This window comes from Terrabacter ginsenosidimutans (genome assembly GCF_039539425.1).
GTDB lineage: Bacteria > Actinomycetota > Actinomycetes > Actinomycetales > Dermatophilaceae > Terrabacter > Terrabacter ginsenosidimutans.
In genome coordinates, this window is record NZ_BAABDC010000002.1 from 356,149 (window position 1) to 368,937 (window position 12,789).

Consider the following 12,789-nt stretch of genomic DNA (forward strand, 5'->3'; position numbering starts at 1 on the left):
AGCCGCACGGGCCTCCGCGGACACCGCCCGACCCGACCGTCCCTGCGAACCGGCTCCGGGATCTAGCCTCGGGGCGTGGACCCTGTGGACTGGTTTCTCTCGCCCGGCGAGCGCGGCAACCCCTCGACGCGCCTCGACCGGCGCCATGTCGCCGGACGTGCGTGGACCGAGGGCAATCTGGTGACGCCCCTCGTCCACGGCGCGGCCTACTTCGGCGCCCTCCTCGAGGCGGTCTCGCGCATGGGGCCGGGGGACCTGCTGCTCTTCGTCGACTGGCGCGGTGACCCGGACGAGCGCCTCACCGGCACCGGCGGCAGCGAGGTCGGCACGCTCCTCGCCGACGCGGCCCGACGGGGCGTCGACGTGCGTGGCCTGGTCTGGCGGTCCCACTGGGACCGGCTGTCCTTCTCCGCCGGCGAGAACCGCCACCTCGAGGAGGACGTCAACGCGGCCGGCGGTGAGTGCGTGCTCGACATGCGGGTGCGGACCGGCGGCTCGCACCACCAGAAGTTCGTCGTGCTGCGTCATCCGGACCGGCCTCATCTCGACGTCGCCTTCGTCGGCGGCATCGACCTGTGCCACAGCCGGCGCGACGACGCGGGCCACGCGGGCGACCCCCAGCGCCAGAGCATGGCCGCGGTCTACGGGCCGCGACCGCCCTGGCACGACATCCAGCTCGCGATCCGGGGCCCGGCGGTGGGAGACGTCGAGACGGTGTTCCGGGAGCGGTGGGAGGATCCGCAGGCACTCAGCCGCTCACCCGCGCGCTGGGCCGGCGACACGCTGCGACACGACCGCCCTCACCGTCGCCCGCTCCCGCTGCAGCTGCCGGACCCCCAGCCGTGTGGTCCTCATCCGGTCCAGCTGCTGCGCACCTACGGCCGCCGCCTCGGCGGCTATCCCTTCGCTCCGCGGGGTGAACGAAGCGTGGCGCGGGGCTACGCCAAGGCGCTGGCACGGGCCCGGCGCCTCGTCTACATCGAGGACCAGTACCTCTGGTCGGCCGAGGTGTGCTCACTGCTGTGCGGCGCGCTGCGGCGTTCGCCGGAGCTGCGAGTCGTCGCCGTGCTGCCGCACCAGCCGGACCAGGACGGGCCCGTGAGCCGGCCGCCCAACCTCGTCAGCCGGGCGCGGCTGGTCAAGGAGCTGAACGCCGCAGGCCCGGGACGCGTCGCCGTCTACGGCGTGGAGAACCCGCACGGAACCCCGGTCTACGTCCATGCCAAGGTGTGCGTCATCGACGACGAGTGGGCCAGCGTCGGCTCCGACAACTTCAACCGCCGGTCCTGGACCCACGACTCCGAGCTGTCGGCCGCCGTGGCTCACCCGGGCTACGCCCGAGCACTCCGTCAGCAGCTCGCGCGCGAGCACCTCGACGCCGACGGGGACCTCGCGCTCGACGACCACTTCACGGCCTTCGCGGAGAGCGCGGCAGCCCTCGAGGCTTGGCGGCAGCAGCCGTCGGCGGGCCCACGGCCACCCGGTCGGCTGCGGCCCCTGGACAGCCCTGACCAGAGTCGCCTGACCCGGCTCTGGGCGACGCCGCTCTACCGGGTCGTCTACGACCCCGACGGCAGACCCCTCGACCTGCGCCTGCGCCGTTCGATGTGACAGGAGCACGACACGGCAAGCCGAGGTCTTCCACACGCCACCCGCCCGAGCGGAGCAGGATGTCACCCATGGCACCCGACGCCGAGCGGCCCGAGCGGCCGACCCACCTGCTGCACCGCCTCACCTGCTACACGCCCGAGCGGGAGTGGACCGAGGTCCCCGACGACGACCGGCTCGTCCAGGACCTCGTCCCCAACGACGTCACACGACGACCGCAGCCCTACAAGCGCTACGACGACGACCTCCGACGCGTCCTGCTGCCGCCCGACCTCCCCGCCTCGGCGCCCCCTGCCACAGCCGTGCTCGCCGGCACGGCGGACGTCGACCCGTCCCCGCTGGACCTCCCAGGGCTCGCCCGTCTGCTCTACCTGTCGTCCGGCGTCACCCGCCGCACCACCCGCCCCGACGGCGGGCTCGTGCTCTTCCGTGCAGCCGGGTCCGCAGGGGCGCGCTTCCCGCTCGAGCTCTACGTCGCCGTCCCCAGGGGCGCCGGTGTCGACGGGCTCGAGCCGGGAGTGCACTGGTACGACCCCGAGGCCCACACCCTCGTCGTCATCGGGCCGCCGCCGTCGGGGGAGGCCACGACGCTCGTCGTCACGGGAGTGCCGTGGCGCACGGGTTGGCGCTACCGCGAGCGCGGCTTCCGCCACATCTACTGGGACGCCGGCACCATGCTCGCCCAGACCCTCGCCCTCGCCGACTCCGCCGGACTGGTCGCCCGCCTCTTCACCACCTTCCCCGACGCCGAGGTGTCCGCCCTCGTCGGGGCGGACCGCGTCCACGAGTTCCCCGTCGCGATCGTGGCCCTCGGCGACGGGCGACCCGCCCTCCACCCGACGGGCGACCCCATGTCCGGGCACCACGACACCGACGGGATCGAGTTCCCCCTCGTCACGGCCGCGCAGCGCGCAGGGGAGCAGACCGTCCTCGGGGCGGAGCTGGAGCGCGGACCGGCGGTGCCGGTCCTCTCGCCGGACCCGGGCGTCGGCATCGACGCGGTCATCGCGAGCAAGGGCTCCATCCGCCGCCTGCACCGCGACCGCTCGGTCCCGCGCGTGCTCCTCGTCGACGCGATGGCCGTCGCCACCCGCGGTGTCGACGTGCCGCACTGGGTGGGCGTCAGCGCCGTCGAGGGCGTGCCCACTGGCATCCACCGCTGGCCCGACGTCGCGGAGGCGGTGCGCCCGCTGGACGAGGAGACGGTCCGCGCCGAGCTCTACGCCGCGGCCCTCGAGCAGGGGCTGGCGGGCGACGCGGCGTTCGTCGCCATGAGCGGCGCAGACCTCGCGGCGCTCGACGACCACGACTACCGCGACGCCCAGCTGCTGTCCGGGCTCGTCGAGGGCCGACTGCACCTCATGGCGTATGCGTTGGGCGCGGCGGCGTCCGGGATGACCTTCCGCGACTCCGACCTCGCGAGCCTGCTGGGCTCCGACGTGGCCGGCCTGCTGTGGACGTGCGTCGGTGTGCCCGAGTACCGCACCCGCCCCAGTGGGCAGCCGGGCTCTCCGGCGGACGTCACCATCGTCTGGCCCCGCTGACCGCCTGCGACCGGCCCGGCGACACCGTCGTAGGGTGGGCGCGTGCGCATCGCGAGGTACACGACCGGGGACGACCCGGCATACGGCATCGTCCAGGGCGACCCCGGCAGCGAGGTCATCACGCCGTTGGCGGGTGACCCGCTCTACATCGGGCTCCAGCCGAGCGGCCAGCCGCCCGTCCTGCTCGAGGACGCCCGACTCCTCGCGCCGGTCATCCCGCGCTCCAAGATCGTCGCGATCGGCAAGAACTACGCCGACCACGCCAAGGAGATGGGCGGCGAGGCACCGGCCGAGCCGATGATGTTCTTCAAGCCCAACACGGCCGTCGTCGGGCCCTTCGACCCCGTGGTCCTGCCTGCCGGCAGCGACGAGATCTCCTACGAGGGCGAGCTCGCCGTCGTCATCAAGACGATCACCAAGGGCGTCAAGGCCGAGAACGCCGCGGAGTGCATCTACGGTTACACCATCGCCAACGACGTCACGGCGCGCGACTGGCAGCGCACCGACGGCCAGTGGGCGCGCGCCAAGGGCTTCGACACGAGCTGTCCGCTCGGTCCGTGGGTCGAGACCGAGCTCGACGCGGCCGACCTCTCGATCCGCACGACGCTCGACGGCGAGGTGAAGCAGGACGGTACGACCGCCGACATGATCCACGGCATCGCCACGATCATCGAGTACGCCTCTGCCGCCTTCACGCTGCTGCCCGGCGACGTCATCCTGACCGGCACGCCGGCCGGCGTCGGGCTCGTCGAGGCGGGTCAGCAGGTGACGGTCGAGATCGCCGGTATCGGCTCGCTGACGAACACCTTCGTTCGGCGCTGACCGGACGCTTTAGGGTCTATGTCATGGAAAAGGACGATATGAACCCTGAGTCGCCGACCCGTGCCGGTCAGACGGCCGCCGAAAGCGGCTACATCGGTCGCCACGCGCGCCCCGGCAAGCCGGACCAGGGTCCTGACGAGGACGCCACCTACGACGCTCGTCACGACGACATCGACGGCCCTCCCGGAGCCGTGCAGGCCTGACCATGCCGGTGGCCCTCCTGACTTCGACGACGCCGCCCGACCCCACGGTCGGGCGGCGTCGTCGCGTCTCGGCCGCGCCGACGCGCCCACTAGGCTGATCGCACCATGAGCGACAACAGCACCAGGACAGGTATGCCGTCTTCCCCCGCCAGCGACGTCCCCGACACCACCGACGCTCTCGGGCAGGTCGAGGTCCGCACCGAGCAGCCCCAGCGCGTCTCGACCTCCGACGGCTCCGGGCCCGTCCGCACCCGCGTCGCGCCCTCGCCGACCGGTGACCCGCACGTCGGCACGGCCTACATGTCGCTCTTCAACCTCGCCTTCACCCGGCAGCAGGGCGGCCAGTTCGTCCTCCGCGTCGAGGACACCGATCGCGCGCGCTTCCGCGAGGACAGCGAGGCGCAGCTCTACGACACGCTCGCCTGGCTCGGGCTGCACTGGGACGAGGGGCCCGACCTCGGTGGGCCCTTCGCGCCGTACCGCCAGTCCGAGCGCCTCGACACCTACCGCCCCTACGTCGAGCGCCTCCTCGAGGACGGCCACGCCTACTACTGCTGGTGCTCCACCGAGCGTCTCGCGCAGATGCGCGAGATCCAGCAGAAGACCAAGCAGCCCACCGGCTACGACCGCCTCTGCGTCGGCAAGACCCGCGAGGAGCGCGCTGCGCTGCCCGGCTTCAGCGAGACGCCGGTCGTGCGCATGCTCGTCCCCGACGACGTGCCGCTCGTCTTCGACGACGTCATCCGCGGCAAGGTCTCGGCCCCGCGTCCCGACGACCAGGTGATCCTCAAGGCCGACGGGTTCCCCACGTACCACCTCGCCGTCGTCGTCGACGACCACCTCATGGGCATCACCCACGTCGTGCGTGGCGAGGAGTGGATCAGCTCGACGCCCAAGCACATCCTGCTCTACCGCTGGCTCGGTCTCGAGGCGCCGAAGTTCGCGCACATGCCGCTGCTGCGCAACACCGACAAGTCCAAGATCTCCAAGCGCAAGAACCCCGCCGCGCGGCTGACATGGTTCCGCGAGCAGGGCTACCTCCCTGAGGCGCTCGTGAACTTCCTTGCGCTGCTTGCCTATCCGCCGCAGCAGGACGCCGAGGGGACTGACGTCGAGGTCTTCACCTTCGACGACTTCAGCCGCACCTTCGACTGGGCGAAGGTCAACCCGATCGGCCCGATCTTCGACCTCAAGAAGCTCGACTGGCTCAACGGTGTCTACATCCGCTCGCTCGACGTGGGCGAGTTCGCGAGCCGTCTGCTGCCCTACCTCGTCGCCGACGAGATCCTCGACGAGACGCAGTCGCTCGGTGAGCTGGCCCGTCTCAAGGCGGTCGCCGAGCTCATCCAGACGCGGATGGCCCACCTGACCGAGGCACCCGCGCTCGTGCGCCCGTTCTTCGTCGGCGACGACCAGCTCGTCATCGACGAGGACGCCCGCAGGCAGCTCAAGGACGACGCCCCGGCGGTCCTCGACGCGGCCCTGAAGGTGCTCGGCGACATCGACGAGCACGGCACCGGGGTGCTCGGCACCGGGGGCGCCTGGCACGCCGCCGGCATCGAGGCAGCCCTGCGCGCCGCCATCGTGGACGGGCTCGGCATCAAGCCGCGCTTCGCCTTCGGCCCGCTGCGCACCGCCGTCTCGGGCGCTCGCATCTCGCCGCCGCTCTTCGAGTCGATGGAGATCCTCGGCAAGACCTCGACCCTGAGCCGTCTGCGGTCGCTGCGCGACTCGCTCTGAGGCAGGCGGGCGTGGAGGGCTGGTCCTGGCCGCTGCAGGGCATCCGCCTGCGCACGGCCGACCTCGACCTGCAGGTCATGACCGAGGCGGACCTGCCGACCCTGTGGGAGCTGCTGCCCGACGACGTCCAGATGAACCCTCACGCGACGACGTATGCCGGCCTCGACGAGCGCGCGAACCGTCGTGCGGTCCTTGCCCAGGGCTACTGGCGCGCCCTCGGCCTGTGGTCGCCCGACGACTGGGCGCTGCCCTTCGTCGTCCGCTCGGAAGGGACGGTCGTCGGGGCCCAGTGGCTCGAAGGTCCGGACTGGCGCGCGGACCGCACCGTCGACTCCTCGTCGTGGCTCGTGCCCCCGGCGCGGGGGAGAGGGCTCGGCCAGCAGATGAGAGCCGCGGTGCTCGCCCTCGCCTTCGGTCCGCTGCGGGCCGAGGCGGCGATCAGCTCGGCCGTCATCGGCAACGCGCCGTCCCTCGGGGTCTCCCGGGCTCTCGGCTACCGCGAGACGCACCGGTCGGTGCTCGAGCACTCGGGCGAGACCCTGCAGCACGTGCGTCTCGCGCGGGAGGCGTGGGCCGCGTCGGACGGGGCCCGAGGGGTCGTCATGGACGGCGTGGCGCCCGCCCTCCCGCTCTTCGGGATCGAGGGTGCCCCGTGAGAGCGCGGACGCTCACGGCAGCGGTGGGCGGCGCCCGTGCGCTCCTGCTGGACGTCGACGACACGATCGTCGACACGCAGGAGGCGATGGTCCTCGCCGGCACGCGGGCTGCGGCCGCCATCTGGCCGCACCGGGCAGGGGAGCACCGCGCCATGGCGCAGCGCTACTACGACGATCCCGAGCGGTGGTTCCCGCGCTACGCCTCGGGAGACGTCGCCTTCGAGGCGATGCGGGCGGGCCGGCTGGCCGAGGTTGCCGCGGCCTTCGGCGTCGAGGTCCCCGACGGGGCCCACCTGTCCTACGAGGAGGCCTACGCGCCGGCCTTCCGCAGCGCCCAGCGGCTCCTCCCCGACGTGCCCGGCCTCCTCGCGGCGGCCGAGGGCGAGCGCCTGCCGGTCGCGCTGCTCACCAACTCGGCGCAGGCACCGACGCGCGTCAAGCTGGAGGCCCTCGACCTCGTCGACCGGTTCGACGTCGTCGTGACGACCGACACCCTGGGCTTCGGCAAACCCGACCCGCGCGTCTACCTCGAGGCGTGCCGGCTCCTCGGTGCCGAGCCCGACCGGGTGCTGTGCATCGGCGACAGCATCGAGTGGGACGTCCTCGGGGCCGAGGCCGCCGGTCTCCGTGCCGTCTGGCTCGACCGTGAGGGTCGTGGGACGTCCGAGCCGGTGGTCGCGGTGCGTGGACTGGACGAGGTCACCGCGGCGCTCGACCGCCGATTTGGGCCACCGCGCACGGACCGGTAGTATTCCCATTCGGTTCACCCCGTACCGGTCGCGAGGCCAGCTCGGAGTGAAACCCCTTGGGGTATGGTGTAATTGGCAACACTACGGTTTCTGGTTCCGTCATTCTAGGTTCGAGTCCTGGTACCCCAGCTCTGGTCCACGGCAACGTGGTCCGATTCGGAGAAATCAAGCCTTCACGGTAAGGTTTCTTCCCGTGCCGAGTCCGCTCGGCACCGCTCACGGCCCCGTTGTGTAGCGGCCTAGCACGCCGCCCTCTCAAGGCGGTAGCGCGGGTTCGAATCCCGTCGGGGCTACGTGATGCTCGGTAGAGCAGAGGAAGACCCCGGTCCACACGGACCGGGGTCTTCTTGCATGTCAGGGGCTCCCACGCGGGGGCCGCTCTATGCTGGCGCTCGTCATAGGCCACGCCGAGCAAGGAGCAGACGCCATGACTGCACCGACCACCGCTGCCCCTCCGGCGGTCCGAGCCCGGCGGCGCCGATGGCGACCCTCCCTCGGTGCCCCGCGTCGGATCCTCGACACGACCTTCTCCGGGGTGGGGCTCACCGCAGCCGCGTGGTTCTTCGCCCTGTCCCTGCTGCCGTCGCTGCTGCCACGGGCCGCGATGGTGCAGGGGATCGTCTCGGGCGTCACGGTCATGATCGGCTACGGCCTCGGGGCCGGCGCGCAGGCGATCTGGCGCTACCTCGGGATCCCCAGCGTTCCCGGGCGCGCGCGCAGGGTCCTCGTGGCGATCTTCGTCGGCCTGGGGCTGTGGGCGGCGGTCTTCACCGGGTGGCGACAGGTCGGCTGGCAGAACGAGATCCGGACGCTCTACGGGATGGAGCCGGTGTCGCCGTCGGTGTGGCCCGTCATCATCGGCGTCACAGCGGCTCTCGCCGTGCTCATCCTCGTCGTCTCCCGCAGCCTTCGGCTGCTCTTCCGCACGGTCTTCCAGTGGCTCGGACGGCGCCTGCCACGCAGGGTCGCGCTCGTCGTCGGCTCGGCCGTGCTCCTGGCGCTCATCTGGTCGCTGCTCACCGGCGTCCTCGTCAACGGCTTCTTCACCGTCGCCAACAACATCTTCGCGCCCCGGGACACCCTGATCGCCGAGGACATGAGACGACCCACGGAGCCCGAGCGGTCCGGCAGCCCGCAGTCCCTGTCGAGCTGGGAGCTGCTCGGACGGCAGGGCCGCTACTTCGTGGGTGGTGGGCCCTCGGTGGCCGACCTCGACGCCGCGAGCGGAGGGGGAGCGAAGGAGCCGATCCGCGTCTACGCCGGGCAGCGCTCCGCCGACAGCGTGCAGGGACGCGCCGACCTCGTGCTCGCCGAGCTGAGGCGGACCGGCGCCTTCGACCGGAAGGTCCTCGTCATCGCCACGACGACGGGCACCGGGTTCCTGGACCAGAACGGCACCGACCCGCTCGAGTACCTCTGGAACGGCGACACCGCCATCGCGGGCGTGCAGTACTCCTACCTGCCGTCCTGGATCTCGCTGCTGGCCGACCAGGACGCCGTGCGGGAGACGTCCCGCGTCGTCTTCGCCACGGTGCACCAGTACTGGTCGACGCTGCCCGCGTCGAGCCGGCCGAAGCTCTACCTCTACGGGCTCTCCCTCGGCTCCCTCGGCGTGGAGAGCATCCTCAGCTCGATCAACGTCATCAACGAGCCGATCGACGGCGCGCTCATGTCAGGTCCGCCCTTCGTCAACGAGATGCACGCCCGGCTCACGGCGGGGCGACAACCAGACAGCCCGGCATACCTCCCCGTCTACGAGCAAGGGCGCACGGTGCGTTTCACCGCCGAGCAGAACGGGCTCGACCGCGGGAGCCCGGACTGGGGCCCGACCCGCCTCGTCTACCTGCAGCACGCCAGCGACCCCATCGTCTTCTTCTCCCCGAGCATGGCCTTCACCTCGCCCGAGTGGCTCAAGGACGGGGAGCGCGGACCCGACGTCTCGGCCCGGATGGGATGGTTCCCGCTCGTGACGATGTGGCAGGTCCTGCTCGACCTGCCCGGTGCCGGGAGCATTCCGATGGGCTACGGTCACCTCTACTCGGCCACGTCCAACCTCGAGTCGTGGGTCGCCGTGACGAACCCACCCGGCTGGACGGCCGAGAAGACCGCCACCCTCGCCTCCCTGCTGGAGAAACGGCCCTACAAGAACACCTGATCATCGTCCTTGCGTGCCTGGAGCCCAGCCCGGGCCAGGTCACGCAGGGAGGCTCCCGGCAGGTAGGCGGACGTCAGGGCCAGCCCGATCCGAGGCAGCGCCGCCTCGTCGGGGAAGACGAGGTGGACGGGTTCGTGCCGCGGCCGGAACTTCTGCTTGAAGCTGTCGAGCGAACGGAAGCCGTAGAGCGGCTCCATGGCCTCGCCGATCTGGTCGAGCAGCCGCTCGAGGGCGGCCCGCTCGGCCGTGCCGTCGCCCGAGTGCGCCAGGGGAGCCCCCGAGAGGGACACGAACGACGCGCCCTGGTCGCGGAAGGACAGGCAGGCGCTAGCGATGAGGAACTCGGTCACGGGCCGGAAGCCGTCAGGCAGGCGGCGCATGACGTCCAGGGTCCACCCGCGGACCTGGCCGCCGGCCGAGTAGACGGGCAGCCACGACGTCACGCCGTGCACGGTCATGTCGGCGTCGAGGGCCAGCCCCACCACCGTGTCGGGGTCGAGCGCCTCGTCGACCCCGCCGAGGGTGAAGCCCATCTCCGGCAGGCCCTTGTCCGAGACCCAGAGCTCGGAGATGGCGCGCACCTGCGACAGCAGGCCTCTCGGCATCTCGGCCAGTCGCCCCTCCCGGTAGGCGATCCCCTCCTTGGCGGCGCGGTTGAGGGCGGTGCGCACGCTCTGCCACGACTTGCCCTTGAACTCGAGGTCGGGCAGGTCGATGATCGCCTCCTCCGCGACGAGCACGTCGCGCCGCCCGTGCGCGCGCCCCCAGTCGGCGACCTCCTGCGTCACGGAGAAGAAGCACACCCTGAGGCCGTGCGTCTCCTCGGCGTCGACGAACGCCTGCAGCACGGCGGCGCGCGTCGCGGCGTCTGCAGCCACCGGGTCGCCGAGCGCGATGGCGGTGCCCCGGTGCACCTGGAAGGCGATGTAGCCGAGCGGCGAGCCGTCCGGGCCGCGGTGGATGAACCAGTGGTTGTCGGGCCAGGTGCCCATCCACGACATCGTCGACCCGCCGTGGGTCTTGAGCAGGCGGATCGCGGTGTCGCGGTCGCTCGACCCCGTCGCGAGCTCGGCGCGACGGCGGCGCCCCGAGCGGGCCTGGAACGCGCCCCGGCCCGCGACGAGGACGATGAGCTGCAGGAGCCACAGGACGCTGTCGACGACGAGCTGCGGCACGGACGACACGACGTCGCCCTGCGCATCGAGCTGGTCGGGTGCGAGCACCTCCAGGACGAGGGCGGTGAGGCCGACGAGCACCGAGAGCGTGGCGAGGGCGCCGGCCAGCTGCCACGTCCTTCGAGAGCCCCGTGCGAGCCCCCACGCCAGGGAGAGCGAGATCGCCGCACCCACCAGGACGGTCATGGCGTCGGAGTCGGAGGTGGCAGCGCCGAGCGGGCCGTCCGAGGGGGTGAAGTAGAGCAGGATGCGCACCACCGCCGAGACGACGAAGAGCGTCGAGGCGATGATCCGCCACTCATGGCGCGTGAACGACGGCAGCTCGGGTCTCGGTCGCCTGCCGAGGAGCAGGGGACCCAGGGCGAGCCCGACGAGGATCGCCAGCAGGTGCTCCACGTCCCACAGCAGCCCGACGTAGAGCAGGGCCAGGACCGCATACAGGCTGAGGACGAGCCGCAGCCGTCCGCGCCACGGCGGCAGGAGGGTCGCGCTGGCGGCGGCCACGGCGCCCAGCGCCCCCGCACTGAAACCGACGTCGAGCACGGCGGCGGTCCGGTCGGCCCAGGCCCACGACGTCTGCGACAGCAGGAGCAGCAGGAGCGAGGCGCCGAGCACGCCGACGAGGTGGCCCACGACGGCGGCCAGGGCCGCGTGTGGCGTGCCGAGACGCAGCTCCGACCAGCCGAGCAGCAGCAGGGCCCCGCCGGCGACGGGGAGGTACTGGGCCGGGACGAGCGCGAAGAACGCGCCGCTCACCGGCGTCCACCACCGGCCCGCCTGCAGGGCTGGAAGGCCGTACGCGACCGCGTCCAGCAGCTCACGGTCCTTCAGCGGCGACCACAGCGACTGCGTCACCACGCCGAGGACGAGCATGGTCAGCACGACTGCCAGGGTGAACGGCACCTGCCGGGCCAGTCGGGACAGGTGGGCGGCAGCGGTCCGGCCCGTGGCCTCCCCGGGAACCCCTGCCGGCATCCGAACCGCCCCCTACGCGTCGGTGATCGACCGCACCCCTGACCCTGGATGGTAGTGGCCGGGAGTCCGCCACGGCCGGAGTTGCCGGTGCCGAGGCGTCAGGTCAGCTCGCGCAGGCCGGGCAGCACGTCGGAGGAGAACTGCTCGAGGAACCTGCCCTGGTCGTGACCCGGGGCGTGGAAGACGACGTGGTTGAAGCCCCAGTCGACGTACTGGCGCACCGCGTCCACGGCCTCGGCCGGGTCGCTCGTGACGATCCACCGCTTGGCGATCTCCTCGTCGGACAGCTCGTCGGCGAGACGCTCCATCTCCACCGGGTCGTCGACGCCGTGCTTCTGCTCGGCGCTCAGGGACAACGGTGCCCAGAAGCGCACGTTGTGCAGCGCCTGGGCCGGGTCGCGGTCGTAGGACAGCTTGATCTCGATCATCCGGTCGAGGTCCTCGCGCGTGCGGCCGGACTTGGCGAGCCCCTCGTCGACGGCCGGCAGCAGCTTGTCCTCGTAGAGCTCGCGGCCCTTGCCCGAGGTGCAGATGAACCCGTCACCCGAACGACCGGCATACCTCGCGACGAGGGGGCCGCCCGCGGCGACGTAGACGGGGATGGGCTGCTCGGGCCGGTCGTAGATCGTCGCGGCGTGCGTGCGGTAGTAGTCGCCGTCGAAGTCGACGCGCTCCTCGGTCCAGAGCCTGCGCATCAGCGTGACGGCCTCGCGCAGCCTCGCGAACCGCTCCTTGAACTCCGGCCACGGCGAACCCGCCGCCCCGACGGCGACCTCGTTGAGGGCCTCGCCCGTGCCGATGCCCAGCACGACGCGTCCCGGGTTGAGTGCGCCGAGCGTCCCGAACGCCTGCGCCACGACGGCAGGGTTGTAGCGGAAGGTCGGCGTCATGACCGACGTGCCGAGCTGGATGTGCTCGGTGCGCTCGCCGACGGCGGCGAGCCAGCTCATCGCGAACGGCGCGTGTCCCTGCTGGTGGCGCCAGGGCTGGAAGTGGTCGGAGATGAAGACCGAGTCGAGTCCGAGCTCCTCGGCGCGCGCGGCATACGTGACGAGGTCGCGGGGACCGAACTGCTCCGCGGACGCCTTCCAACCAACCTTGAGCACACCGACTCCTTCGGGCCGTGGGGGAGTGACCTCGCCAGCCTACGTCGGGGTGTCTC

10 protein-coding genes and 2 tRNA genes are annotated in these 12,789 nt (G+C 71.9%); 10 read left to right on the forward strand and 2 right to left on the reverse strand.

From position 1 onward, the window contains the following. Positions 1-75: 75 nt before the first annotated feature. The 10 genes from ABD831_RS07635 (at position 76) to ABD831_RS07680 (ending at position 9,477) form a co-directional block, all read left to right on the forward strand. Entirely contained in the window at positions 76-1,611 is a 1,536-nt protein-coding gene (locus ABD831_RS07635; RefSeq protein WP_344943912.1) for a phospholipase D-like domain-containing protein, read from the forward strand. 68 nt (positions 1,612-1,679) lie between these two features. Further along, complete coding sequence (locus tag ABD831_RS07640) at positions 1,680-3,152, forward strand: nitroreductase family protein (RefSeq protein ID WP_344943915.1); 1,473 nt, start codon at positions 1,680-1,682, stop codon at positions 3,150-3,152. 42 nt (positions 3,153-3,194) lie between these two features. Further along, the gene (locus ABD831_RS07645) at positions 3,195-3,974 is read left to right on the forward strand and encodes a fumarylacetoacetate hydrolase family protein (RefSeq protein WP_344943919.1); all 780 of its coding nucleotides are present in this window, start codon (positions 3,195-3,197) and stop codon (positions 3,972-3,974) included. 23 nt (positions 3,975-3,997) lie between these two features. Then, a complete protein-coding gene (locus tag ABD831_RS07650) occupies positions 3,998-4,177 on the forward strand; it encodes a hypothetical protein (protein ID WP_344943922.1) in 180 nt (59 codons plus the stop codon). A 300-nt stretch (positions 4,178-4,477) separates the two neighbouring features. Then, complete coding sequence (gltX, locus tag ABD831_RS07655; protein ID WP_425582805.1) at positions 4,478-5,917, forward strand: glutamate--tRNA ligase; 1,440 nt, start codon at positions 4,478-4,480, stop codon at positions 5,915-5,917. An 11-nt stretch (positions 5,918-5,928) separates the two neighbouring features. Continuing rightward, a complete protein-coding gene (locus tag ABD831_RS07660; protein WP_344943929.1) occupies positions 5,929-6,573 on the forward strand; it encodes a GNAT family N-acetyltransferase in 645 nt (214 codons plus the stop codon). Further along, a complete protein-coding gene (locus ABD831_RS07665) occupies positions 6,570-7,322 on the forward strand; it encodes an HAD family hydrolase (protein WP_344943932.1) in 753 nt (250 codons plus the stop codon). Before ABD831_RS07660 ends, ABD831_RS07665 begins: the two co-directional genes overlap by 4 nt. Positions 7,323-7,379: 57 nt before the next feature. Continuing rightward, positions 7,380-7,451, forward strand: a tRNA-Gln gene (locus tag ABD831_RS07670). 91 nt (positions 7,452-7,542) lie between these two features. After that, a tRNA-Glu gene (locus ABD831_RS07675) sits at positions 7,543-7,615 on the forward strand. A 134-nt stretch (positions 7,616-7,749) separates the two neighbouring features. Beyond that, positions 7,750-9,477, forward strand: a complete 1,728-nt coding sequence (locus ABD831_RS07680; RefSeq protein ID WP_344943934.1) for an alpha/beta hydrolase — start codon at positions 7,750-7,752, stop codon at positions 9,475-9,477. Here the strand turns inward: ABD831_RS07680 and ABD831_RS07685 are convergent. Together ABD831_RS07685 and fgd are read right to left on the reverse strand one after the other, a co-directional pair. Continuing rightward, entirely contained in the window at positions 9,462-11,627 is a 2,166-nt protein-coding gene (locus ABD831_RS07685; protein ID WP_344943937.1) for a bifunctional lysylphosphatidylglycerol flippase/synthetase MprF, read from the reverse strand. The two genes, ABD831_RS07680 and ABD831_RS07685, sit on opposite strands and share 16 nt — an antisense overlap. Before the next feature lie 98 nt (positions 11,628-11,725). Then, positions 11,726-12,733, reverse strand: a complete 1,008-nt coding sequence (gene fgd / locus ABD831_RS07690; RefSeq protein WP_344943940.1) for a glucose-6-phosphate dehydrogenase (coenzyme-F420) — start codon at positions 12,731-12,733, stop codon at positions 11,726-11,728. Between the last annotated feature and the right edge of the window lie 56 nt (positions 12,734-12,789).

Bases quoted from the DNA above. Each gene is read 5' to 3' on its own strand.
- ABD831_RS07640 (WP_344943915.1), top strand. From the start codon at position 1,680: ATGGCACCCGACGCCGAGCGGCCCGAGCGGCCGACCCACCTGCTGCAC.
- ABD831_RS07650 (WP_344943922.1), top strand. From the start codon at position 3,998: ATGGAAAAGGACGATATGAACCCTGAGTCGCCGACCCGTGCCGGTCAG.
- gltX (WP_425582805.1), top strand. From the start codon at position 4,478: ATGTCGCTCTTCAACCTCGCCTTCACCCGGCAGCAGGGCGGCCAGTTC.
- ABD831_RS07680 (WP_344943934.1), top strand. From the start codon at position 7,750: ATGACTGCACCGACCACCGCTGCCCCTCCGGCGGTCCGAGCCCGGCGG.
- ABD831_RS07685 (WP_344943937.1), bottom strand. From the start codon at position 11,627: ATGCCGGCAGGGGTTCCCGGGGAGGCCACGGGCCGGACCGCTGCCGCC.